Here is a 26,432-nt window from a genome sequence, read left to right as displayed (position 1 = left end):
GTACCGTAGTTATCACCATCGGCATCGATATACCAAGTTTGTCCAGGGAACTCGTTGGCATCAGTATCGTCACAATCGGTGTTGTCTAGAACAAAACCAGCTGGTTGGGTTGAAGAAGTTTGCGAAACTGATGGATTTCCAAATCCATCATTATCAGAGTCTTCATACCACGTCATTATTGAAGAGATATTTGCATTTAATTTAATATTATCTACAGCAATATCACTTCTAAACGAAGAACCTGTAGTGGCAAATAATCTTACTTTTATAGTCTGTCCCAAAAAAGAAGATAAGTTAATACTTTCAGTAATCCATGAATCATTATTACCAGTTTGTTGGATAGCAGGGGAATTAGTTTGTGTGAAAACTGTAGAAGAAGTTGTAAAATTATCTGAGCTAACTTGTACAACTAAACTTCCCATTTCTGTTGGTGCAGAAGAAAACATATGATAGTCAAAATCAAATGATGCACTTGTAACTGCACTTAAATCAAAACACTGGCTTGTTAGTATCGCTTGTTTATTTGGAAAACCAGCACCGTTACCAGATGATTCAACATATATATAAATGTTTCCTTCTGAGGCAGCATTTGGTCCAGTTGTATTAGGTGGATTTGATCCTGTATTAGACGGTGTCAAACCAGAAAAACGCGTCCAGTTAATATCATCATTTGTAGATTGCTCCCAAATACCAAAATTTGATTCAAAACTCTCAGTATAAGGAAAACTATTTGTAGTACTGTCACAAGCTGACGTCGTAAATACAGTAGATGTACTATAAGCACTATTTTGAGATGCTGTACATACTGTTCTTACTTGTACTTCATATTCAGTAATTGCTAATAAATTAGGAATATTGTAGAAATTTAAAGTTCTATCATTTACAGTTGTCCAAGTTGCTGTACCTGTTTGTCTATAGCGTAGATCATAATCAGAACCATTTATTTCGTCCCAATTAATAGTAGCACTCGATGAAGTTATATCATTAGCTGTAACATTTGTAGGAACTGTACAAATTAGAGTTGTAAAATTAACAGTTGATGAATATGACGAATTAGACGAACCGCAGTCTGTTCTTACTTGCACATCATAAGTCGTGCCTGGCATAAGGTTAGAAATATTAAATGCGTTGTTACTAATACTAGAAACTACCGTCCAAGTTAAAGTTCCATTTACTCTGTATCTTAAATCGTATGTTGCTGGATTTAAAGCATCCCAAACAATGTTTGCGCTATCAATAAATACGTCTGGTACATTTAAGTTAGAAGGCGCAGCACAACCTAATGTAGTAAACACAGTCGAAGTACTATATGTTGAATTACCACTTCCTGGACAATCTGTTCTTACTTGGACTTCATATTGAGTTGCTTCATTTAACCCAGAGATATTATAAACAGGTTGGTCTAATATTAAACCAGCATCCGTATTTATCCAAGTTGAAGAACCAACAGCACGATATCGTACATCATAAGTTGCATTTGGGATATGATTCCAAGTTACTCTAACAGTTGATAAGCCAATGTCATTAGCGGTGACATTTGTTGGAGATGCACAAGCTAAAGTTGTAAAAGTTATTATTGGACTATACGCTGAATTTGTACTTGTACCACACTTACTTCTTACTCTAACTTGGTAGGTTGTAGCAGGTAGAAGTCCACTTAAGTTATAAGTATTTCCTTCAAAATTTGTAATATTTGTCCATGTGGTTGTTCCGTCAACTCTATATCTTAAATCGTAAGAATTATTAAATACTTGGTCCCAATCAATAGTTGCAGAATCTGTTGAAATATTTGAGGCTGTTACATTTGATGGAGTAGACGTATTACAACCTAAACCTATGACTTTAAAATCATCAAAGGTGAAACCTTCAAAATCTGCATTTGCATAAGAATCTTTTCTATTAGATGAATCTGACTTAAATTGAAATCTTAAAAACACAGATGCATCGCCAAGAAAAATAGAATTTGTTGAAGCATCTATTACAATTTCTTCTAAACTCCATTTATCTTGAGTATCACCATCATACAAATCCCCAACATTATTTTGTTGGTTTAAATCAGAATTTGTTTTAATAGTACTATCTCCAGCGTCATTTGTTGAAGAGTAAGTATTGTTTGCGATAGGAGCACTTGGTTTTGTTAAACGCCCACAAAGTGGTGTCCAACCTGTACTACCATTTGCGGAAGCTTCTATTTGAACATAATCAAAACTACGTTCTAAATCCCATTTGGCGTAAAACTGAATTACAGCAGATTCAACATTACTTAAATCTATTAGGCCGTTATATTGTAATGTTCTGTCTTGATTAGCAGCATAAGTAGCAGAAGCGTTTGATCTTATGGCACTATTATCATTATAACCATCAGTAACGGCAGCCCATGAGCCAGTACTATTCCAATTAATAATATTGGTTGGATCTAATGTTGTAAGTAATGTAGGCTGGTAAATTTTTGTAATAACAGCTTCATATAATATATTATCAGAAGCATAATCATTAGTTAATGTAACCTTGTATTGAATTTCATCTCCTGCAGAAACTCCACTTAAGCTGTAATTGATATCAACTTCTTTTTGAGCTAATATTTCTGAAGCTGTAAAATTTTGACTAGCGCTTGCAGTATTAATTGTTATGTTTGGAGTAATTGCAGTTACTGTTACTGTAAAATTATTTGTGTTTGGTGTTGGGTCGTTACCATTTTGGCCTAAATTTTCGATACCAAAAATTAAGTTACCGCTTGTGCTTGTAATATCTGTTTGCGTTAAGTCATGAAGTTTTGCATACTTACCACTATAATAAGCCGCTAAAAAATTCATACGCATTGCACGTCTTGTGATAGGTAAATAATTTACAGGGTCAGGCCAAAAACCAGAACCAATTATGGTAGATTCTGAACCAATTCCGTTTTCTGGAGTCCATGATAGAGTGTTTTTACCTGAACCAATTCCTGTTGGTACACCAGCAGCACTAACGCCTGCAGGACCACCAAGCATCCAATCATTCATATTACCACTGTTAAGTCCACTAATTGACGTACTAGGCCCATGCGCATAACGGTTATAAAACGTCATGTCATGATTATATTTTGAATACTCGTCTGGTCTAGGGTTTTCTATGCTAGTACCAGCGTAAGCATGCAACATTGCATTTTTAAAGGAGTGATGATTTAAAGCTATTTTAAAATCATGCTCAAAAACAAAATCGCGCATAATTTGCGTTTCATTTTCTGAAAATGGGCCAGAACCTGCAAAAGTATCTGAACATCCATTTGTTAATGATGCACCACCGTTGCCCCAATAATAAGCGGAATTTCTATTCAAATCAATACCATTGGCGTAAGTTGAACAGCCATTAGATCCGACATTTCTATTTTTTCTTTGAAAACCACCACCATTTGGTGCTTGTTGTTCATTGTAAACAAAACCATCTGGGTTAAAAACAGGGATAAAATACATGGCATGGTTATTCACCAAGTTTCTTATTGCAGGGTCAGAATCGTAATTCTCTAATAAATACCACATATAATATAACTGAGCCATAACTGTAACCGCTTCTCTGGAGTGAATTAACGATTGATAAAGTGTCTCTGGCTCTTCTGGTTCATCAACTTCTGGGTTATCAGAAATTCTGACCATCCATTGTGTTCTGCCTTCAATTGTTAATTGATTTGTTGGTGAAGCATTTTTACGTCTAGAGATAAGATTTGGATATAACCTTTTCATATCGTCTAGTTCTTCTAAAACTTGATCGTAAGTTAGACACCCACCAAAAAATGTAGTTCTTTCAGGATAGCTATCAGCATCATTTAAATTCCAATTATCAGGAATTTTCCAATCTATTTCTTCACATCCATCGTATTGACCAACATTATTTATTAACTCATTGATGGTAAGTGTTCTTTGGGTTAAATCACTATCATCATTTTGTTGACTCTTTAGCATTCTAATTTCTGCAGCTGCTCTCGGTAGATTGTTTATAGCTCTTTCACTATAAAATTCTTTCATGTCATCTATTAATACAGAATATTGAATATTTTTTTCAGAGATTTCTCTTAATTGAATTTCTGAAAGTTCAATTACCATATTATTATTAATAACAGAAGCACCACACGTCATATCAACACCCAATCTGTCTAGGGTTTCAATTTTATTTGGATTTATGTTATTAATAGATACTCTCTTGTAAATTTCTTGAGAGTTAGCGGTTTGTAATATGGCAAAAAATGCCAATATCATTACGAGGGTAATTCTTTTCATTAGATTTGGGTTTAAATGAATCGTGACAAATATATAATAAAATCTTAAAAAGCATCGATAAAATGCAAAAAAATTAGATTAAATGTATTTTTAATGAAATTATAATTGATTATCAAGTGATTATGATTGTCTTTTTTTAAAGTTTTTCAGACGTTTTTTATGTTTGAAAAAAATTATGTGATAATATTTATGTTTTCAACAAAAAAAGCCTTCTATGTGAAGGCTTTTTAAGGTAATATCTAATCAATTTAGTTTTGCACGCCAGGAATATTTTCTGGCCGTTTGGTTTGCCAATTAAATTTCTCTGCTTTTTTAGACTCGGGAGCAACTTCATCTAAGGTATTTGCATCATAGACAATACCATTTTTAATGACATGAGTTAAAGTATTTGTGTTTCGTAAGTTGTCTAGAGGGTTTTTATCCATTATAAGGATATCTGCTATTTTTCCAACCTCAATGCTACCTAAGTCCCCATCTAAACCTAAAGCTTCGGTACCTTTGATTGTTGCTATTTTTAAAGCATCCATATTAGTCATTCCGCCACTAGCAACAGCCCATAATTCCCAATGAAAGCCAAGTCCTTGTAATTGCCCATGACTACCTATGCCGCCAATCCCATCAGCTTCAATAAGGTCTTTCATGAATTCTGCATGTTTTTGGAATACATGTTCTTCATCCATAAACCAACCTGGTCGCCTTCTAGATTTTTGAGCTAACTCTTCATAAGGTGTAAAATATTGAAGTTTTTTATCACTATATGGATTTTCTCTCGAGTAAAAATAATTTTCAGCCCAAGGTCCACCATAGGAGACTAATAGGGTTGGAGTAACTGCCATTTGAGATTCTGCTACAGTTTTTATAACATCGTTGTATATTGGATAAATAGGGAAGGAGTGCTCATGTCCAGGATAGCCATCAATAAGGTTAACCATGTTTTGTTTAAAGTCTAAACCACCTTCAGTAGTTGGCATAAGCTCTAATTCTTTACAAGCTTTTATAACCCATTGTCTTTGCTGACGATTACCTACCAAATACATTTTAATGGTTTTGGTGTTGTAATATTCGCTATACTGTTTTAAGACATCCTTTGCGTGGTCATAATTTTCGATATTATAAGCCCAAAAGCCAACACCTGGACCTGTACTGTAAACCCTTGGACCGTGCATCATGCCAGCATCTACCATATCGGAATATGTCAAAACATCTGTAGTTGCTGTTTGTGGGTCACGTGTGGTAGTAACACCATAAGCTAAATTAGCTGAATATATCCATATTTGATTTTTGTGAACACCCCAATTTGGCCACATGTGCGCGTGAGTGTCTACAAATCCTGGAGTTAATGTTTTACCAGATACGTCAATGATTTTTACATCATTAGGAACATTAAAACTGCCAGAATTTCCAACATTTACAATTCTATTATTTTCTATGAGTATATCGCCATTTTCAATTACTGTTTCACCATCCATCGTAATAATACGTCCGCCTTTTAAAAGAATTTTTCCTTTTGGAATAGAGCGTTTATAAGAAACTTTAATTTTATATTCATCAGCCTTAAACTGAGGTTTTTCTTTTTTGTCTTTATCTTCTTTTTCTTTAGTTTTAGTAGAATCTGAAGCTTTTTCGCTCTTTTTTAATTCTTTTTCAAGTTTTTTTGCAGCTTTAAGACTATCTGCAAACGCTTTACCTTCTTCTAAATCGTAAACAAAATGACTAGCACCTAACGACCAATGAACTTTTTTACTATTAGAAGACCAAGCAGGAAACTCGCCACCCATAATAGTTAACTTTTGCGCTGGAAATGCAGCACTTTCAGCTTTAGCTAATGAGATTTTCGGTGTTTTTCCGATTTTTGGAATGATTACGGAATATATATCATTGTTTATCTTAGTTAATGCATGTGTTCCGTCTGGTGAAATTTTTATTACTGTAGGTCTAGAAGCTGTATTATTTTCTCGCCAACCTTCCTCGTGCGATGGCATAGCAGCATGGACATCGTGCTCTATTCCGAATACATCAGAAGACCCATAGGTTTTAATCCCAGTTAACTTTAAGTGTTCTTTTTCGTCTGTTCCGTCCCAACGAATAGATATAAGACCTTTTCCTCCATGATTAAGATAAATACGGTCATTTATTTTAGTAAAGTGAGGTGTGTTTCTTCCTTTTGTTTTATCTATAATTGTTATGTTTCCACCATCTGAAGATACCCATGCCAATTGGTCTGTTGCTCCGGCAGCTGTTGGCCCAATAGCATCATTATATGACTGTGCTGAGCCTTTTACAAAAGCTATTCGGTCTGATTTATAAGACCAAGCTGGATTTGTGTAAATACCAGGTACTTTTGTTAATTGTGTTGCTTTTCCTCCAGAGGCATTGATTTTATACAAGTGACCTCCACCATTTTTCCATGTAGTAAATACAATCTTTTTTCCGTCTGGTGACCAAGCAGGTTGTGCTTCTGTAAAATTGTTTTCAGTTAAACGTTTTGGTGTTCCATTTGGAAATTTCATAACATAAAGACGATTTAAGGCTGTAAAAACCAACTGTGAGCCATCTGGCGAAGGAACGACGTCTCTTATTTGAGTAACTGTGCCTTCAGGATTATCTTCTATAGGGTACTTAAAAGATACCATTGGACCCATGTCTATATCTAAATTTACCGTAAAAGGAATTTCTTTTGCTTCATTATTTAAAACTGATATAGAATATATTTTTCCTCCATATGAAGTAATTAAGTTCTCGCTATCTGGAGTAAATGACATTGCGGGTAATACACCTAAAGGTGCAATAGACTCTTGGTCATCTCGCTGAACAGGGTAAGCTAACCAACGTTCGTCACCATTTTCTAAATTTCTTAAAACCAAGCCTGTATGTTCTTCAAAGCGGCTTCCATAAACCATATATTTTCCGTCTTTTGAAAATGTTGGTGTAAAAGCAGAACCATATCTAGAAGTTATTCTTTCAGTATTACCATCTTCACGGTTATAACTTACTATTTGGTATTGTGGTAACTGAGCATTGTAATCCCATGCGCCACGACGAGATGAGAAAAATATATGATTTCCGTCTGCACTAAATGCAGGATCAATTAATTTTTGAGTTTTATTTTCGGTTAATAACTCGGCTCCAGAACCTCCATCTTTATGTATTATAAAAGGTTTGATATTTCTTCGTCCTCGTGTACCAACAATATATTCGCCATCTGGACTCCAATCTGCTGACACGTGATATTTGTTTTTATCTTTTGTAAGCTGGGTTTGTTCTTTAGATTCTAAATCCATAATCCAGACGTTATCTGAGCCACTTTTATCAGAAATAAAAACGATAGATTTTCCATCAGGACTATAACGTGGATGAACATCGTAAGGCATACCTTCTGTGATACGCGTTGCAGTTCCGCCAGAAATAGGTATGGTGTATAAATCGCCCATCATATCAAACACAATAGTCTTACCATTTGGATGTACATCTACTGAAATCCAAGTACCATTATTGGTTGAAAATTTTATATTACGTTCTGGCTCAAGCGGTAATTCTTTTGTTGCTTTTTTGGTTGAATCGGATTTTTTTTCTTCTTCCTGTGCATGTATTGAAATACAGAATAAAAGAAAAATGCTTAAACAAAATTTTGAAAAAGAATAAATTTTCATAGACAAGATGTATAAAATAATTAGATTACTAATTTAACGAATAGAAATTTTAATAAGCTAAACAATGATTAGAGATTAAAGATAATTTTAATTTATAATCGAAAATTAATTTGTTTAATAAATATTAAACTTTTATTAAGCTAGTAGTATTAAATTTATAAACAATTTAAAAAAATCTAATGCCGAAAGTCAACAATAATTTTGTTTTAGTATTACCTATTTGAGTACAAGTATCTTAATATTCAAGTGATAACAAAATTACAAAAGCAATTATTTTACTTTATTTCAATTTGCATAAATCAAAGATTAGACTGCTATTCTAATTGTGCTTTTTTTTAAGTATTTAGGACTTGTGGATTATTTCAGTCGTTTTGCCTGAGTAGTAAAAGATAAACCTTGTTGTCCCATGGTTGAAGTCATAATTCCTTCAAATAAGGGTTCAGGACAGTTTTTAGGAATTTTCCATTCTAATATAAAATTTGAGCCAGTACCACCAGAAATATCAAGTTCATCAATTATTATTTCTGTTGTTTCCATAGGTGCTAAGTAAATTGGCGAATCAAAATATTTTCTAATAGAATTTCCAAAAGTATCATAGTATTCAGCTCTTAAAAGATAAATAGTATCAAATTCACTTGTATTTCTCATACTTATCATTGAAGTTAAGTTATGAGTCCTGTGTTCTGTATTGCTATAAATTTGAGAATATACTGAGAGATAGGACTTCCCAAATATAAGTGAGTCTTTTGAGGAAATTTTTACCGTTCTCTTTGACCAATTTTCAGGATTTATAGAACTCATTTCTTTTTTATCATTGCAACTTAAAAAAGATATTACAATTAATATTATTAAATACTTTGTTTTCATTTTAGTGTGATATTATAAGTGTTTTCAAAGCTTTAATAAAGTTAATTAAAAATTATTCTTAGAGCCGTCATTTTATTTGGATTATCCTTTTTTAACACACATGTCGCATTAGTTTTGGTGCGAGATTTTTGTACGATTAATCACAAACCAGATTGCTTACCATTAAAATATAACAATTGCTCAAAGAATAAAGAGTTTAAATTATCTAGTAAAAAATCTTTTGCTAATAACATTACCTTTTCTATCGTAAAATTTCCACCAACCAACTTTAATTCTAAGATGTTCAAAATTACCTTCGGCTTTTACGCTTCCGTCTTCATAGAATGTTTTTGCCAAGCCAATTGTTTTGTTATTGACCTAAGTGCCTTGAGATTCTTTTCTTCCATCTGGGTCAAAATTTATCCAAATGCCATTGCCATAACCGTTTTTAAATTGCGATATACTTTCTAAATTACCATTGTCATATCTAGCAGACAACCAACCTGTGTAAGGTTCATTACTTCCATCTTTAAAATAACGTTGCCCATATTTTCCTCCATAAATTACTGTAGCATCATTCATTGATACCATTTCTGATTCTGGTGGTATTATACTGTTTTTGTTTTGTGCATAGCCTGAAAAATAACACAGATATAGTAAAATTATTAATTTCTTCATTTTAATTGTTTTTAATCATTAAATATTTTGTTTCAATATAATATATATTCCAAATTCGTTCACCATTATCATCTTTTGTATCTCCTCTGTTACTGCTAAAAAAAAAGTATTTACCCTCTGGTGAAAAGCTTGGAAAACCATCTGATTGTGAAGAATTAATTACTGGACCTAAATTTATAGGAGTTGACCAGCCACTATCAGTTTTTAAAGAATAGTAAATGTCAGAGCCACCATATCCATCATTTCTATTATCCGAACTAAAAACAAGTATATTTCCATCAGGTGAGAGTTGTGGTGCGGTATCATAATTTGTATGACTTGATGGTGGTAAAAGTTCTAAAGGTTTAGTATAATCTCCATTTTTCTTCAATTCTGAAAAATAAAGATTAGTTCCTTCGCTTCTTGTGCCTTTTGTCCAATAATACAAATTACCATTAGCATCTGTTGCAGGACCAGCCTCATAATTAGCAGGCCAAGCGTTATTCTCTTTCATTGACTTATTTATAACATTTGAGAGTGGTTTGGGTTCTGACCAACTATTGTTTGTTTTATCCATTACCCAAATGTTCATATCCATTTTTGTAGTTGTATTACCATTTGGAAGAGGTCTATATGAAGCAAAATAAAATTTACTTCCATCATTATTTATGAATGCAGCTTCATCTTCATCAGTGGAAAAGCTCGCAATTGTCGGTTTTTGCCATCCATTTTTAGTTTTTGATGTAGTATAAATTCTTTTTGTTCCATTATCCAAATCTCTTCTTGTAAAGTAAGCTGTATATCCGTCTGGTGTAAATGTAATTCCCCATTCGTTTCCGTTAGATTCAGAAATAATTCCTTCTTGAAAAATAGTGGGTTCGTCTATTAATTGTTCACCATTTTCAAAACGTTTTCGTGAAATTAATAGTCCAGTTACATCATAAGTGAGTTCTATACCATGTTTTTTCCCATTTAAAAAAACAGCATCTGTTTTAAGCTGACCGTTTTTGTGATATGCTTTAAATAATCCTTGTGCAATATCATTAATATAAAAGCTTTCTGACTGCAACTGACCGTTAGGATAAAAATATTCCCACTTTCCATGACCTTTACTGTTTTTCCAATAAGCTCTGTATCTCACGTTGCCGTTTGGATACCATTCTAACCAAAGCCCATTGGATTTTCCATTTATAACAGTTTTCCAAAGTGATGGGCTACCATTTGCATAGCGTTCAGAAATTATTCCTGAGTAGGTCTTAACATCGATTTCAGATTCACTTGCTACTTTTAAGGATTGTTGAATTTGCCCATTGATACTAGATTCAAAGAGGAAAGTCACTAGAAGGAAAATTATAATTTTATGAGTATTTCCCATTTTATTTGATTTTTATACATCAAATATATTTAGTCACAAGTTTTAAAAACTAATAATGTCGATAGGTCAGGAAATATACCGTTGAAATCGTTAATGAAGCATTTTTTTTATTTCTTGTAGGTAGGTTTCGCTTATTCTTATGATTTTTTCGTTATTTAAATATACATAGTGATACCTATCTATTTTTTTTAATTCTTTAATTACATTAACATTTACAAAATGTGAGCGGTGTAGTCTTATAAACATCTTAGGGTTAAATATGTTTTTAAGTTGAGAAATTCCTTTGGTTGAAAGAAACTCCTCATTTTTAGTGAACACTTTTGTATAATCACCAAAAGCTTGTGCATAGTATAAATCCGTTACGTTAACCATTAGCTTTTTTATGCCTTTATGAAGAATAACTTTGGACGGAAAATTATTTTGTTTTTGAAGAAAAGACTCTGCTAGTGGAATTACACTTTCTTGATTTTTGAGAATTCTTTTAAGTGCGCTTTCAAATCTTTTTTTACCATATGGTTTTAATAAATAATCAATAGCATGAAATTCAAATGCTTTAATTGCATATTGGTCATAAGCAGTAGAAAATATGACTTCTGGAATTTCTTCTAATTCAGTCAGTACTTCAAAACCATTTAGTCCAGGCATCTGCACGTCTAAAAATATAGCATGCGGCTTTAACTGATTTATAAGTTTAACTGCTTCATATCCATTTTTTGCTTCTCCTATAATTAAGAGCTCTTGATAGTTAGAGATATATTGCCTTAACAAACTTCTTGCATCTTCTTCATCATCTATTATAATAATTTTTTTCAAATTGCAAATGAGATTTTAGTTCCTGTTGGTATGTTGTCTTCTATAATTAGTTCAGCATTATAAATCTTTCTAAGACGCATTTTTGTATTTGACAATCCTAACCCTTCAGAAAAAATGGCATCCTTATTTTTTATTCCAATTCCTGTATCTTCTATTGAATAAGTTAATTCATTTCCATTTTTCTTGATTTTAATAACTAAACTTGATGGTTCAACTTTTGAAGCTATACCGTGCGTAACAGCATTCTCTACAATTGGTTGTAAAAGCATTGGAGAAATTTTATAATTATAAAGCTCTTTGGAAACTTCAAACGAAAATGTAAGTCGTTCTTTTAATCGTAATTGCATAAGTTCTAAATAACTTTTTATAAAATCTAATTCTTCTTTTACTGTAACAAATTCATTTTGAGAAGCATAGTTTTGATATCTAAACAGGTCTGATAACTGAATTATAAGCTCCCTTGTTCTTTCATTTTCAACCGGGATAGTAGCATTTATTGAATTGAAAAGGTTATGTAAAAAATGAGGATTTAGTTGAGATTTTAAGGATGTTATTTCGCTTTTTAGGGTAGTTTCTCTAAGTATAGCTTTCTCTTTTTCTTCTTTTTTAAATCTTTTAAAATAATTATATGCATGTATAAGAGCAAATTGAACAAGATAGAAAAGTGTAAAGTTGTAGAGCGTCCAAACTACTTTATATCCTCCCCAGTACATTGCCCAACCAAATGATTCTACTACTAATTTGAGTAAGATATATGAAAAGGCTACATAAATTGGTAAAAAGAATACATGAGATAATAATCTCGTTTTTAATTTTTGATTTTTTAAAACTAAAGATGTAATATACCAAATAGGAATTGTTATTAAAAAACTGATTATAAATTGAATTCCGCCTGAGGCAAAAAATTCTTCTATATTAAAAAATGATGGATGTCCACCTTTTAATCCACCCCAAGAAAACCAGCTTGCCGTGTAGTAAATTAGAGTAGATACATAATAAAAACTTATAAATAGAATTATGTCTTTTTTACATATTGATTGCTTTAATGTTTTAATAAATTGCATAGTTTAGACAAGATAAAAAATATTCAATATGATTTACTTAATATAAGTTGAGTTTGGTTATACAAAGATGAAATCGTTCTAGACTAAAAGAAACGACAGTAATTTTTTTTTTGGATTATATTAAATATTAATCCACAATTAATCGATCAAAATAGTCATTCATTTTATCCCAAATGGCATAGTATTCTAATTCTCTAGCTCTTTTGTCATTTCCCATATCACAGTTAATTACAATGTATCTTCCAGTCTTTTTTTCTTTGTCAAAATACATCCAAGTAGCAACTCCAGCGTCACCACCAGAATGACCAACAAAGCCAAATGCGCTATATCCTATGAAAATTCCAGGATTATAGTCTCCATCATAAGGATGATCTGCGTTACGTTCACCTTCTGCAAAATTGTTATCACTAAGTTGCTTTGTAAAGAGTTCTTTATAGCTTTCTTTTGAAAGCAAAGTACCTTTTCCCGAATAACCATTAATCAATTCAACTAGATACCTAGCCATATCACTACTTGATGAAATTAACATTCCATCAGGATACGTTATTGCGGTATAAAAGGGTAGAAGTGTATTATCATTTCTATACAATCTTGAATGCTTTTTTATATCCACATCATCTAATGACCAACCAGATGAATTCATACCTAACGGTTTTAAGATGTGTTCTTCAGTGAATGAATCAAATGCCTGACCTGTTGCTTTTTCGATAACTAATGCACATAACGTAGCACCTATGTTTGAATAGTTATAACGTTCTCCTGGTTTGAAGTTTATGTAATTGTCATCTTGATAATATAAACCATTTAGTTCCAAATATTCTTTTAAGTATTTTTCCATTGGAATATTCAGTTCAGAGGGATTTAATCTTTGTTCTGGATAATCTATGCTTACATTAATTAAATTTTGATTTTTTGTAAGAATCCATGCTCTTTCCATGTACTGTTCATAAGTATCATTAATGCCAGAAGTATGTGTAGCCAATTGTCTTATAGTGATTGTTTCATTAGGATAGTTTGGATGTATTACCTTAAAAGGCAAATAGTCTTGAATTGGGTCGTCTAAATTCAGCTTCCCCATTTCTTTAGCTTTCATTAAGGCAACACCTATTAGGGTTTTAGAAACTGAAGCAATATGCTGTATGGTATTTTCTGTATATTTTTCTTTTGTATCAAGATTGGCCAATCCAAACCCTTTTTCATAGAGCACTCCGTTTTGATTAACCATTGCCACTGCAAATCCAATTATTGGACCATTTTTTTGAATAGAGTCTAAATCAACTGTTAAAGAATCTAGTATTTTTTGGTTTTCATCTATTGTGCTGAAAGTGTTTTTTTTATTTTTATCACATGATGAAAAAGAAATTACTAAGATTAGTATTAAAGCTATTTTTTTCATTTAATTTTTTGTTTTTATTGTCATATTAATGTTATTTAACCAGTAATATTTCTCTCAATCTTATATCATTAGATGATGAACCAATCATTATTCTAAAATCACCTGCCTCTACAGTAGGGTTTAAGTCTTTATCCAGCATCGTAAGCATTTCTGGTGTTATTGTAAAGGATACCATATAAAAATCTAACCCGAATTTCTCGGACAATAACCGACGCTGAAATAATTTTTCAGATTATGCATTGCACGCTTGAGTATAAAAATCCGACGTAGTGATTGCGTTTGCAGGCTTAAAAATCAAAATTAAAAGGCACGAATTTAACGGATAAGAGTAAAATCCGACCGCACGGTTTTAAATTGCTACTAACGTGATTGTATAAGATTAGTTGCGTGTTTAAGCACCTAATTTAGCAAATACAAACCGAATAGAAAATCCGCGAGGATTTTCGTAAGTAAGCTTGCACTAGCAATTAATTTTATACGGTGTTAGCCACTGGCTTTTTCCGTTATTTTATTAACTTTCACATAGAACCAAGGCGAAGACTCAAATCCGTTTTTCTCATCATTCATATATTCCACCATTTCAGTCCATTTCTCATTTTCGTTAATCAGTCCATATTCGTTTATTTCAATTCCGAACTTTTCGATTAAGTCACTTGCTAAATCGTGACAATGAAAACTATGAAATTCACTACTATCTTCAATTCCGATTAAGTCGTAGCCTAAAGTCAGTTCTTCTTTGTTTTCTGTTATTCCTTTTTTTAAATTTATTGAAAGTCCGATTTCGCCAAAACTTGTCTTTTCAGGATTGAATAATTTTAGTAATTCGTCTCTTTCTGATTCAGGAAAGTTAATGCTCAATATTTCACTTTCTGCTTTTGGGAAAAATGAACTTTTATATTCGGTCAAGGTTTCTAAATCGGCAAATGTGCAAATCCATCCAATTTTGTTTTCCTCCATTTTTTTGTCCGTCCAATTCTGAATTTCTTTAATCAGCTTTTCGTTGAGATTAAAATCCGCTTTTGTTTCTGAATTGATGTTTTTGCCGTTTTCCGCCCACGAAATTGACCAAGCGTCAAAAAATGAATCGTTAATACAAGTGCTACAAGTGTGCAATTTTTTCCCTTCGAAAGTTCCAAATGTGGAATCACGAAGTTTCATTAAATAATATGCTCCAATGTAGTATCTCAATGTTTTTTTCAGCTTGTGGCTAACGTGTTTGTGTATGGTTAGTTGCGTGTTTAATCAACTAATTTAGCAAATAAAAACCGAATAGAAAATCCGCGAGGATTTTCGTAAGTAGGCGAGAACTAGCCATTAATTATACACGGTGTTAGGCAACGTTATTTTTGTCAGATAAATGTTTTAAATAATCAACAGTATTCAATTCAGCTCCATAAAACCCAGCTTTGGTAAAATCAGTTCCTTTCAGTTCGCAGTTTTGAAAATCAGAACCACAAAGTAGAGAATTATAAAAGCTAACATTCTCAAAATTCGAATTGTCAAATTCACAACATTTCAGATTACAGTTTTTTAGATTTTCGTTTTTCAGCGAGCAATTCCGAAATATTGAACTATGAAACCAAGAATGCTCAAAATCAATCCCGTCAAGATTTAGATTTTCAAATGTTCCAGATTCAAAATCCGAGTTTCTGAAATTTCGTTCTCCTTTTGCGTAACGTTCTTTAAGTTCGGTTATTGAAATTGGTTTTTTGAATTGAGTTTCCATTTAGTTTTTTCTATACTATGCTACTTAATTCCTTAGTTCTTGAGTCTAAAAATTGATTAATTTCATTCACTATTTCGGTTTTATCTAAATCATCTTTAATAATAGTATTGTCGCTACCAGTCTCAAATATTACAAATTGAGCTTCCAAATATTTCATTGTTCCGAAATACATGAAAATTTCTCCGCAAAAAGTCTTTGACTCGAAATGTATTCCCTCACTATTCGGATAATTTTCACATCGTTCAAAACAATTTATGTCAATAGAATATTCTTTTGAAATTTCGTGACTTTCAAATGCTGATTTAATGATATTTAGATAGTTGATTTTCACTAATGTTGCCTAACGGTTTTGGCTATGGTTTCGTTACGGAATGGTACGCGAGTATCATTCCGCCGTAACCATAAATTTAGCAAAAAGGCTCGAAATTCCGATTAGGAATTTCAGCCGTAATGAACTATAGCCGTTGTTGTAGGGTGTTTTTTAATATTCTTTTTACAAGTTCAAATTCATTTTTATGTGAAAATATAAATCTTTCAGAATAAGCAATTTGAAGCCAATTCAAGTTTTCAATGTTTTCTGGTTCGCATTTTAAATTCGGCATAGTCTTTTTCTCATACCCATTTTGAGAAAAGAACTTTTCACAGAACAAACTTATTGTCAATGATGGTGAAATTGGTAAATAAATCTCAATTCCGTAGCTGTCAAGTCCCAAGGTTCCTCTAATTTCACTTCTATCAGTAGTATTTTGTAAAGTAACAGGATTATCTGAAATTATAAATTCGCCGTCGCTCTCACTTAACATCCATACTTTATTCATTAGAAATTCATAGAAGTTAGTTGACTGCTCCAACATTGAAAACCAAATTTTTTTATGGTCAATTTTTGGAATACTCATATTAGCCTTGTCTTTCAATTGTTCGGACAAATTGTTCATTGAAATTTCGGTTTGAAATAGTTGCCCTTTTGTTCTTAAATTTTGAAGCGTAATGAAAAAAGACAAAGTTCTTCTTTCATCTTCCGTAAGGTTTTCAATACTCCGAGTTTTTATTATTCTTTCAATAATAGGTGCGGAAATGTCTTCGGCGTTTTGTAGTGCATATTCATAACTTCCAACTCTACTATTTTTGAATTGGTCGTAGAAATATTCTTCACTTGCTACTTTTTTTATTGCACGTTCCTTTATTTGATTTCGAACGTTATATTTTTCGTTCTTGTCAAAAGCCCAAATAAATTTCTGTCCACTACTTGAAAAATTTCTTAACAAGAATTGCGGAACGTAATGTTGATTTTTAACGTGATTATTCATTCGGTTTTAAATACCCTACAACGTGTTTGTATATGGTTTGTTGCGTGGTTTAATCACCTAATTTAGCAAATACAAACCGAATAGAAAATCCGCGAGGATTTTCGTAAGTAGGCTAGAACTAGCAATAAATTATATACGGTGTTGTACTGCGTTTTTTTATTTTTGATATTCTTTACTTTCCAATAAAAAATCAACTAGAGTCATTGTCGAATTAACTGCCAATCTAGCGTGATGTTTTTTAGTGTTAAATTTATTCGCGTGTCTATCTCCAGAATTATTGCTTAAACCAGCAAGACCTCCAACAATAGAATCCAATCCTGAAAGAATTTGCAAAACTGTTTGTGGCATTGTTTTCGGGTCAATGGTCAAGTTTAGAATTTTCTTTACTTGTTTATAAAGATTTTCTATTTTTCCGTCATTTTTGATTTCTTTTCCTTCGTGTTCTTCGATAATTTCAATCATAACTGCTTCGGCAAGACTTCTCGCATTCGTAATCGCTCCATTGAAATCTCCTTGTTCAATTTTTTCGTTACATTTTTTAATTTGTTCTTGAATAAAATCGTGATTAATTCCAGTTACGGTTTCAGGTTCTACTAATATTCCTTTTGAGTCAGCTATTTTGTAAAAAGCTCCAACCTTTTTCAATTCATAACCATCAAAATTTAAAAGTTCATTAAATGTTTTTATGGTTTCATTTATGTCAATATCTGACTCCATAAAATCTCTTGGGTCAACAGAATCTTCTATTATTGATTTCAAAAATTTTGTTCCATTATATTCTCGAATTTTTTCTTCTGTATATCGCCATCTTGATGGAAAACCTTCTCCATATTGGTCGTCCGCTCCATAATTAACAAAAAAATCAACTAATTGAGGTCCACTTTTATAAGGCACTAATCCTGTATCTCCACATAATGCTCTACCTAAAAATCTAATTGTTTTTTCTGTTACTTTCATAGTTTGGGCAAATGCAGTACAACGGTCTCGTATAACCGTCAGTTACGGATTTAAAGTTAATAAAAATTGTTAAAGCACCGGCGCTAGCAATTCCGAGTGGATTCGGACGTAGTCGAATCCGCCGTAATTGCGGTTATATAATGTTAGTTGCAGTTTTTTCAACAGAGTAATTTAATTTTCGTGGCTAAAAAACTTTGCCCGAAATTCTCAGACAAAAACCGACGCTGAAATATTTTTTCAGATTTTGCATTGCACGCTTGAGTATAAAAATCCGACGTAATGATTGCGTTTGCAGACTTAAAAATCAAAATTAAAAGGCACGAATTTAACGGATAAGAGTAAAATCCGACCGCACGGTTTTAAATTGCTACTAACGTTTAGTATATGGCAAGTAGGGCAGTGGAAAGCGATAAACTTTCAGGTTTGCACTGAGCCAAAACGTTGTATTTTGTTTTTAATTTATTCATTCTTAAAAGCCAAATCAACGATTTGGCGGTGTTTGTAAATAGCACTGAACTTTCGTAAACCACCGAACGCCCTATTTGCTATATACCGTGTTGTGTACAGTTTTTTTATATTCTTTTATCTTTTACAAGTCTCCAATAATGAAAACCTAATGCAGTCAGTCTACAAGATTTAGAATTCATAGCTGCAAAATACATATGTTGTTCATCTACAGGTACTATTAATCCAACGCTTGCAAGTTTTTGAAGTTCTTTAAAAATCGCCACCTTGTCGTCTGAAGCATATGGCTCAACATAATTATGTTCAATTTTTGGGTCATTGGTAAACTCAAATGAAGGGTCAAGTTCATATTTACTTTCTGCGGTTTCAAAGTATTTTGTAAGTTTTCTTAAAATGTCAGCAGGAACTTGTGGATTCACAGTTCTTAATGATGTGAACCTTGTAATATTTGTTTTAAATACTGGTCTTTGGTCCCAAGGTCCTAAAGCTTGGTCTATATAAGAATAAATACTTCCTGGTGTTATATGTCCTCGTAGGTCAGAAGCTCCACCTTGTAGTGCATCAAGAAGTAAATTTGTAAATACTCCGTGACCATTTATTTCTAAAGAAACTTCGTCAGATTTACTTGCGGTCAGAATTGAAACTCCTTCTCCAATTTGTGCGTTTTTGCCACCAGATATTTGAGGTGAACCAAAAGAACCTGAATGACAACAGTCTAAAATTATTACACGATTTTTTGCTTTAGACTCATTTGCAATATTCAAAATTTCGTCCATAGATACTCCTTCGTCATTCGGCTGATAATCTGGTGTAACAATAAAACCACCACCTAAATCGTCAAAAAATCCGTGTCCTGAAAAATAAAATAAGGCGGTTTCTGAATCTCCCGCAAACAACTCTCTAATTTGACCTTTTAATTCAGATTTTGTTTCTACATCGGTAATTAATCGAACGTCAAAATTTGGTGAACCATCTCCATTGACTTCAAGAGTGTTTCCAAAAGCAGACGCATCATTTATACATCCTCTTAAAGGTGCAGTTGGATAATTATTTATACCTACAACTAAAGCTTTTCTCATATTAAATTTTTCTAATGACTTTCTCTAAATTCTTCCAAGTCCAAATTATTATTTTTTCTCCTTTAAGTTCAGGTGGAATTGCTCCTTGATGCTTTTTTTGAATATGCATTCCTACTACAGGAATATTTTCTTGTTTTGCACACTTTATTTCCCATCTCGTTCCACTTGAGTGATATGTGTTCTTGCTCAATAAAACAATCACGCCATCACAAGATTTTATTTTGCTTCTGCATTTCTGTTTCCAAATTTTCTCATCCCAAGGTTTTTTAACTGACATATCTACAAATGAAAAAGGCGAATTACCTTTTTTTGCTTGGGCTACAAAATGGTCTCTATATTTAGCATCCTCAATCGCAAAGCTTATAAAAATCCGCTTATTCGATTTAGGTTTTTCTTCAAACAGTTCATTTAAGAGTAGTGCTGCTCCAGCACCTAAAATTAATGGCCACATTTTAATGTTTTATAAGCTATCAATGAAAACTCTTATGTTTTCCCAAGTCCAAACTTTGGTGTTTACTCCTACAATATTGGTTCTGTCATCTTTGTAAGCATATATACCTAAAATCCGCTTACCTTCTTCTCGAGCACATTGAATTTCCCATTTTTGTCCGCTTGAACTCAATGAATTTTTACTTACCAAGACTATAACACCATCTGACCTTTTTATTCTTGCTCTTACTTTTTCCTTCCATTCAGAAACATATGCTTCTTTTACAGACATATCAATATATTCAAAAGGCGAATTTGTATTTAAGGATTGACCTTTTAAAAAATCTCTTGAGCGTTCGTCCTCAATCGCAAATGCTATAAAAATTACTTTTTTTCTTGTCATAATTTAAGTTTTCTTGGTTAGTCAAAATTGTACACAACGTTGTTGTGTATGGTTAGTTGCGTGGTTAATCAACTAATTTAGCAAACTTTTACGAACCCGAGAAAATTCCGAAGGAATTTTCCAAATAGGCACTTGCCAAAGCAATTAATTATACACGGTGTTGGCGGTTCGTTGTTTCTCTTCGCCTTTCAATTATCAAATACTTTGCCCAAAAGTTAGCAAATTATTATCAGGGTCAAGCAAGGCAAATTCTTTTTGTCCCCAAGGTCTTGTTCCTAAATGTCCGTTTGGGTGAATTTCGATTTTATTTTCAATCATGGACTTATACAAACCTTCAATATCGTTGGTTCGTATATATACTTGTCCATAGTTTTCTTTTGGGTCGAGGTCTTTAAATTCAAAAAAATGAATTTCTATTTTATCCTTTTGAACAATTAAATATCTTTCATAGTCAGCGACTTCTTGAAAACCTAATTGATTTATGTAATAATTTCTTGTGGCATATTTATTACGCATTGGTAGTTTTGGGTTTATTTCTGTTAGCATATATTGAATATTTACTTCGTAATTTATGAGTAAAGGTGGTGATAAATTCAAACTCTGTAATTGATTATAATCAAGAAATTAAACAATTCGTGCTCTTACTCTGCTCAAAGTTTCAGGTGTAATTCCTAAATACGATGCTATTTGCATTTGAGGAAATCGATTTATCCAATCAGGGTTTTTTGAAAGAAGTTCTTTGTATCGTTTATCTGGACTTTTTATCTTTAGTGTCAATATATGATTTGTCGAAACTGTTAAATTTGCAATTAATGAGTTTAGCATACTAAAGCAAGGATGTATTTCCATCAGGTTATGAATGTCTAATAACGAAATTGTAGCAATTTTTGAATTTTCAGTCGCTTCAATATAATTTTTTGATGGTTGTTTCATCATTAGGCTTTCAAGGTCAGAAACCCAATTGTTTTCGGTAAAAAATTTTATTGTCAATTCATTTTGTTCTGTTTCTGTATATAAACGGAAACTACCACTTATAATAAAAGCAATATGATTACAAGTCTGATTTTGCCTTAAAAGAAAACCCTTTTTTTTAACCTCTTTTAAAGATAGTTTGTCTGTAAATATTTTCAGAAGTTCTTCCGTAAAAGGATAAATTGTTAAAAGTGATTTTCTTATTTCAAAAAATTCTGTCATTTTTTCTTTGAATTCGTAAGTTGCTCTTCAATGACCGCCAACGGTCTCGTGTATGAGTAGCAGCGGATTTTTACTCACTAACCTTTCGGTTATGCAATGACGTTTGTTTTATGTTTATACTTTTGTTTTATCACTTAAACCGCTATTACTTATACACATTGTTAGCCATAGTAATTATACTTTTTCAAATTCAATTCCCATAATTTTCAAACCAGTTATTTTTTTATTGTCATCTCTTATGAAGGTCATTACGTCTGATGAATAGTCAAAAGCATCTTTGCAAAGTGGTTCTATTTCATTTTTCCAAGCACCATTTCTGCTAAAAACAAAAAGTTTACCGTCTATTAGTTTGATTTTTTTACTGATTTGAAAATCTGCATTAAAGTATTGTCCTTCAAATTCTTTTAACTGCTTTTCGTTGTAAGTAGTAGGATTATATTCTTTAAATAGCCAAGGTAATTCGTTTTCAGAATCATAGTATTTATAACTCTTTCTATCATATTTTAAGTCAAATGCAACTAGCTTATCATTAAACATAAATTGATGATTTCCAATAGGTTTTAATCTCGTTATTTCATCTCCATCAGTCGTAAGTACAGCAAGTTCATCATTTTTAAGTTGTATGGTGTTTATTTTGATAGTCTCAACATCACTACCAGTAAAGAGATAGCTTCCTTCGTACATCTTTAGTTCTTTTTTTGAAAGCTTTACTTTTTTCTCCCGTACGGTTTTTCTCGTTTTAATATGAAAATTATTGTTCGGAATGTATAAGTCAACTAAATGAAAAAACTGTTCTTTAAAATCTGATTCAAACGTATTTTGCGTAGTGAAAAACATCATATCTAATTCAGGAAAATAAAGATACTTGGATACAAAGCCGCCTAAAATCATACCGTCAAAACCAAATGCTTGATAGTTATTATGAGTTTCAAACTCTACTCCTAAACCATAATCGATAATATTACCATTATTTAACTTGGCTTTGGTATGCATTTTTTTATATAATTCGGTATGTTGATTTTTTACTTTCTGTAAACCTCTATGCCACTTAAACATATCTTTTGGTGTGGTAAGTACTTGCCCGTCTCCATCGTAAATAAAAGCGTGTAATTGTGCTTTATAAAAATCGCCTTCATCTTCTATATATCCAATTGCTCTATTTTTAATAATAGTGTAAGTGCTTGATTTCTTTATTGTATTTTCCATTCCAAATGGTTCGAAAACATCTTCTTGCATAAAATCCGCAAAAGATTTCCCAGAAACTTTGGTTATAATATCAGCAAGTAAAATGTAGTTTGAATTGGTGTATTGAAAGTACTCGCCGGGTTCGAAATTTAATGATGTCGTTTTTGTAATAAAATTCATCATTTGCGACTGAGTAAGTAAATCATTCCTAGTTAAATCTGCAACTCCCGCAATGCCATCTACTTCTTTGATGCCACTTGTTTGATTTAATAATTGCTCAATAGTTGGGTTTCCTTTTTGATATCGAGGTAGATTATTGATGTATTTATAAGCAGGTTCTTTAATGGATAATTTACCTTGTTCTTCTAGCAAAAGTATTGCGTATGCAGTAAATTGTTTGGCAATTGAACCGATGTTAAAAACTGTTTTGTTTGTAATTGGTATGTCATAATCCAAATTAGAAATTCCGTATTGTTTATCCAGTAAGATTTCTTCGCCTTTAGATATTAGAATTGAGATACCAGGTGCGTTATCTTTTACTTGATAAATTTTGTCTACTTGTGAATCTAGATTTTGGCAAAATCCAAATGTTGGTAGTAGCGTAAATAAAATAAGTGCAGTTCGTGTTATGTTCATTTAAATTCTTTTTCTGTAAAGACTGAATATATTTTCTGTTGTTACAGTTGGTGTTTCTTATTATGGCTAACGTTGTTGTGTATGGTTAGTTGCGTGTTTCAGCAACTAATTTAGTAAACAAAAACGAACGCGAGAAAATTCCGAAGGAATTTTCCAAATAAGCACTTGCCAAAGCAATTAATTATACACGGTGTTAGCAAACGTATTTATTTTCAGTAACTAATTCCAGTTACAATTATTCTTTTTATAAAATAGTCAGAGTAATTCAGATTCGCGTCCAACATTCTGTTTACCATAATTTCAGGTTGAACAGGTCCAGCAGAATTCGCAACGTCTAAATAATCGGTTATAAATCTATTTTTTTGGCAGGTTTCTTTCAATGCTAACCAAAATCGTCCATTATAATTTAGGTCAGTCCAAGTGTAAAAATTCTGTATGATAGAATCCTGATTTTTTCATCTTGAGGTCTGTATGAAGTCCAAGATTTTCTTTTTCTAAAAGTTCCTTCGTCGTCCAAATATTTATATTGCCTTACAATCTTTGGGTCTTCATTTGTTTCTATCCAAACTGAATCCACGTAACTATAGATTTCATATTTTAATTGACTTTTTTCAAAAAGAGATTTGTCAAATTTCGGAAGTTTGTTCCAACTTTGAGATTTACTGTCACGCATTTCAGTCAGAAGTCTTTCGTAAGCTTGTTCGCTGGTTAAGTTTGGATATTTTGTTTTTAAAAATCCATTTTCAAAATCATAAACCATTGAAGTCAAAGTTTCGCTATTTTCTTTTCCTAAAATTTTTTCAAATTCCGCAATCTGTTCCTTATTCGAACAGCTAACAAACAGAAGTAGGATTATGATAGTTTTTAAGATTTTCATTGGTTGGTCATATGTTTGCTAACGGTTTTGTGTATGGCTTGTTGCGGAAAATCAGCTATGATTTTCCGCCGTAACCGAAAGATAGCAAATTGCAATGAATTCCGATTAGGAATTCAGCCGCAATGAGCTATACACGTTGTTAGCAAACGTATTTATTACTGTTCTTTATTCGTTTTAGGTTCTTGATTTAATTCATAAAACTCGTCAAACCAGTCTCTTCTAAAAATTCCCATAAATCTATTATTCAAATCACAGGTTACAAGTATTTCATATGATTTGTCGGATTTATAAAACTTTGATTTATAGCGGTATAAAATTCTGTTTTCTTTATCGGTCAGAACTTCACTTAAATTGAACTCAACTAATTTCCCTAGTTCTTTTTCCCTTTTTTCACAAGCTTCTATAAGTTCTTTATTGGATAAAAACAAAATCAGTCCTTTTGTAGCATTTTCTTCTGTCAGCTTTATAAACTTTTCTTTATCACAATTAAACGAGTTGAAAACAAAATCAGAAGTTTTTTCAATATTATCCTTTTTCAAAGAGTCTAATTTTATTCTTGTAATAGTGGCATTTTCGTTCCATTCATAAAATTTGTTATACCAATAAGATTTAGAGGTAATTCCAGAAAACTTATTCTCTTTATTGAGATAAACTCGTATTTCAGTAAATCGTTCTATTCTTTCGTATTTTGCCTTGTATCTAAAAATAAGATTTGAGTTATTATTTAGGATTTCCGAGAGACTTATTTTTGTTAATTTTCCATAAGCTTTGTAGATACTTTCGCAATGTGAAATCATTTTTTGAGAATTATATGATTTCATAAAATGTTCCGTTGCGATTTCAGAATTTAGTATTGGGAAATTACCATATTCACAAGCATTATATGTATTAAAAGCAAATCTGTATGCTTTAGATACTAAATCTGAATCTATAGAGTCTTTATTTATTTCTGTTACTTGAGCAGTAGAAAAATTAATTACAACTAAAAATAGAAGATTTAAAAAGAATGATTGTTTCATATGTTTGCTAACGGTCTCGTATAACCGTCAGTTACGGGATTAAAGTTAATAATTTTCGGTTAAGCACTGACGTTAGCAATTCCGAGTGGATTCGGACGTAGTCGAATCCGCCGTAATTGCGGTTATACATTGTTGTACCCAGTTATTTATTCTTTTTTATAATTCTTAACAAAGCGTGAATGGTGGATAGATAATGGTAAAACATCCAACTATGCCAAATTGCTCTATCATAATTATTTTTCTGTTGTTCATTGTGGTGTCTAATTCCAAAATTATTTGCAATATTGAATAAGTCAGATTCGTCCTTGCTTTGAAGATGTTGCTTTGCTTGAGGTCTTAAAAATTCCAAAACATCAACGAGTTCTCTTATGGCATCTTGTCTTTCGTCAAATGTTGATTTATATCTTCTAAATTTCAGAACTGCTTTTTCTATTCGGTCTGTTATATTTCCTTTGTCGTTCGATGGTACATCAGCCTCAAAAAGATTTGATAAACCAGATTCCGCTAATTGTAATATTTCTCCATCATTAGATATTTCAAATCCGCTTCCGTAATCTTTTAATATAGGGTTTACTTGATTTCTGAAATGTTCTTTTCCGTCATTATCATTAAACGAAATATAATGATAACCACAGTCATTCCAAGAATGATAATCTCCTTCGATTCCTTTTGAACAATAGTCATGTAAGAACTCTAAAACATCGAATAAATCATCTTCGGTATAATCATCAATTCTGTCATTTACAGGATAAAGTTTTTCCTTTTTGAGATGAATAAAATATATTGATTCAATATCGTAACCTAATTCTCCTGATACATAATCTTGGTCAACACAGAAATACCCGAAATACTTTTGAAAATAACCATCGATTTCAAGTTGATTGTATATTACAGAGAATAATCTTTTAAGCACTTTTAAATCAATCTCCTTTTTAGGCTTGATTTTTCCAGTTCTTACAGAATAATAATCTCTTTTGTTCATTGTTTCGTGGTAATTGGGTACAACGGTTTTGTGTATGATTTCGTTGCGTGTTTGAGCAACTAAATTAGCAAATACAAACCGAATAGAAAATCCGCAAGGATTTTCGTAAGTAGGCGAGT

General features: G+C 32.0%; 24 protein-coding genes. All 24 read right to left on the bottom strand.

Features of this window, described 5'->3' with window-relative positions:
* Window positions 1–4,253, bottom strand: a 4,253-nt coding sequence (locus tag ACFQ1Q_RS02430; RefSeq protein ID WP_386127623.1) for a M14 family zinc carboxypeptidase, incomplete at its 3' end; no start/stop codon positions are given.
* A 248-nt stretch (window positions 4,254–4,501) separates the two neighbouring features.
* Window positions 4,502–7,903 (bottom strand): amidohydrolase family protein, encoded by a 3,402-nt coding sequence (locus tag ACFQ1Q_RS02425; RefSeq protein ID WP_386127621.1) that lies wholly within the window; start codon window positions 7,901–7,903, stop codon window positions 4,502–4,504.
* 357 nt (window positions 7,904–8,260) lie between these two features.
* Complete coding sequence (locus ACFQ1Q_RS02420; RefSeq protein ID WP_386127629.1) at window positions 8,261–8,704, bottom strand: DUF3124 domain-containing protein; 444 nt, start codon at window positions 8,702–8,704, stop codon at window positions 8,261–8,263.
* A 267-nt stretch (window positions 8,705–8,971) separates the two neighbouring features.
* Entirely contained in the window at window positions 8,972–9,112 is a 141-nt protein-coding gene (locus ACFQ1Q_RS02415) for a hypothetical protein (protein WP_386127627.1), read from the bottom strand.
* Between the two features lie 15 nt (window positions 9,113–9,127).
* On the bottom strand, window positions 9,128–9,427 hold the full coding sequence (locus tag ACFQ1Q_RS02410) for a hypothetical protein (RefSeq protein WP_386127619.1): 300 nt from the start codon (window positions 9,425–9,427) through the stop codon (window positions 9,128–9,130).
* A 1-nt stretch (window position 9,428) separates the two neighbouring features.
* The gene (locus ACFQ1Q_RS02405) at window positions 9,429–10,781 is read right to left on the bottom strand and encodes a hypothetical protein (RefSeq protein ID WP_386127617.1); all 1,353 of its coding nucleotides are present in this window, start codon (window positions 10,779–10,781) and stop codon (window positions 9,429–9,431) included.
* A gap of 90 nt (window positions 10,782–10,871) precedes the next feature.
* Window positions 10,872–11,594 carry a LytR/AlgR family response regulator transcription factor gene (locus ACFQ1Q_RS02400; RefSeq protein ID WP_386127615.1) on the bottom strand — a complete coding sequence of 241 codons (723 nt, stop codon included), beginning with the start codon at window positions 11,592–11,594 and terminating at the stop codon, window positions 10,872–10,874.
* A complete protein-coding gene (locus ACFQ1Q_RS02395) occupies window positions 11,591–12,658 on the bottom strand; it encodes a sensor histidine kinase (RefSeq protein WP_386127612.1) in 1,068 nt (355 codons plus the stop codon). The genes ACFQ1Q_RS02400 and ACFQ1Q_RS02395 overlap by 4 nt, the downstream gene beginning before the upstream one ends.
* 127 nt (window positions 12,659–12,785) lie before the next feature.
* Window positions 12,786–14,054: a serine hydrolase domain-containing protein gene (locus ACFQ1Q_RS02390; RefSeq protein ID WP_386127610.1), complete on the bottom strand. Its 1,269-nt coding sequence runs from the start codon at window positions 14,052–14,054 to the stop codon at window positions 12,786–12,788.
* A gap of 31 nt (window positions 14,055–14,085) precedes the next feature.
* A complete protein-coding gene (locus tag ACFQ1Q_RS02385) occupies window positions 14,086–14,259 on the bottom strand; it encodes a hypothetical protein (protein WP_386127608.1) in 174 nt (57 codons plus the stop codon).
* Between the two features lie 278 nt (window positions 14,260–14,537).
* Window positions 14,538–15,242 carry a hypothetical protein gene (locus tag ACFQ1Q_RS02380; protein ID WP_386127606.1) on the bottom strand — a complete coding sequence of 235 codons (705 nt, stop codon included), beginning with the start codon at window positions 15,240–15,242 and terminating at the stop codon, window positions 14,538–14,540.
* A gap of 142 nt (window positions 15,243–15,384) precedes the next feature.
* Window positions 15,385–15,780: a pentapeptide repeat-containing protein gene (locus ACFQ1Q_RS02375; protein WP_386127604.1), complete on the bottom strand. Its 396-nt coding sequence runs from the start codon at window positions 15,778–15,780 to the stop codon at window positions 15,385–15,387.
* 10 nt (window positions 15,781–15,790) lie between these two features.
* Window positions 15,791–15,952, bottom strand: a complete 162-nt coding sequence (locus ACFQ1Q_RS02370; RefSeq protein WP_386127602.1) for a hypothetical protein — start codon at window positions 15,950–15,952, stop codon at window positions 15,791–15,793.
* Window positions 15,953–16,235: 283 nt separating this feature from the next.
* On the bottom strand, window positions 16,236–17,087 hold the full coding sequence (locus ACFQ1Q_RS02365; RefSeq protein WP_386127600.1) for a DUF4238 domain-containing protein: 852 nt from the start codon (window positions 17,085–17,087) through the stop codon (window positions 16,236–16,238).
* A gap of 156 nt (window positions 17,088–17,243) precedes the next feature.
* Window positions 17,244–18,044, bottom strand: coding sequence for an abortive infection family protein (locus tag ACFQ1Q_RS02360; protein ID WP_386127598.1), 801 nt, complete (start codon window positions 18,042–18,044; stop codon window positions 17,244–17,246).
* 572 nt (window positions 18,045–18,616) lie between these two features.
* The gene (locus ACFQ1Q_RS02355) at window positions 18,617–19,588 is read right to left on the bottom strand and encodes a caspase family protein (protein WP_386127596.1); all 972 of its coding nucleotides are present in this window, start codon (window positions 19,586–19,588) and stop codon (window positions 18,617–18,619) included.
* Between the two features lies 1 nt (window position 19,589).
* Window positions 19,590–20,039, bottom strand: a complete 450-nt coding sequence (locus ACFQ1Q_RS02350) for a TIR domain-containing protein (protein ID WP_386127594.1) — start codon at window positions 20,037–20,039, stop codon at window positions 19,590–19,592.
* A gap of 9 nt (window positions 20,040–20,048) precedes the next feature.
* Window positions 20,049–20,420: a TIR domain-containing protein gene (locus ACFQ1Q_RS02345; protein ID WP_386127592.1), complete on the bottom strand. Its 372-nt coding sequence runs from the start codon at window positions 20,418–20,420 to the stop codon at window positions 20,049–20,051.
* Window positions 20,421–20,615: 195 nt separating this feature from the next.
* Window positions 20,616–20,966, bottom strand: coding sequence for a bleomycin resistance protein (locus ACFQ1Q_RS02340; RefSeq protein WP_386127625.1), 351 nt, complete (start codon window positions 20,964–20,966; stop codon window positions 20,616–20,618).
* Window positions 20,967–21,044: 78 nt separating this feature from the next.
* On the bottom strand, window positions 21,045–21,614 hold the full coding sequence (locus ACFQ1Q_RS02335; protein ID WP_386127590.1) for a Crp/Fnr family transcriptional regulator: 570 nt from the start codon (window positions 21,612–21,614) through the stop codon (window positions 21,045–21,047).
* Between the two features lie 174 nt (window positions 21,615–21,788).
* Window positions 21,789–23,435 (bottom strand): serine hydrolase domain-containing protein, encoded by a 1,647-nt coding sequence (locus ACFQ1Q_RS02330; protein ID WP_386127588.1) that lies wholly within the window; start codon window positions 23,433–23,435, stop codon window positions 21,789–21,791.
* A gap of 406 nt (window positions 23,436–23,841) precedes the next feature.
* Entirely contained in the window at window positions 23,842–24,312 is a 471-nt protein-coding gene (locus tag ACFQ1Q_RS02325) for a hypothetical protein (protein ID WP_386127586.1), read from the bottom strand.
* A gap of 155 nt (window positions 24,313–24,467) precedes the next feature.
* The gene (locus ACFQ1Q_RS02320; protein WP_386127584.1) at window positions 24,468–25,331 is read right to left on the bottom strand and encodes a hypothetical protein; all 864 of its coding nucleotides are present in this window, start codon (window positions 25,329–25,331) and stop codon (window positions 24,468–24,470) included.
* A gap of 142 nt (window positions 25,332–25,473) precedes the next feature.
* A partial coding sequence (locus ACFQ1Q_RS02315) for a hypothetical protein (RefSeq protein ID WP_386127582.1) occupies window positions 25,474–26,432 on the bottom strand: 959 nt, incomplete at its 5' end.

Origin of the sequence: Winogradskyella litorisediminis (genome assembly GCF_042675765.1) — a bacterium.
Classification (GTDB): domain Bacteria; phylum Bacteroidota; class Bacteroidia; order Flavobacteriales; family Flavobacteriaceae; genus Winogradskyella; species Winogradskyella litorisediminis.
Note: the sequence above shows the minus strand (reverse complement) of the source record. Positions and strands in the feature narration are given on the sequence as shown.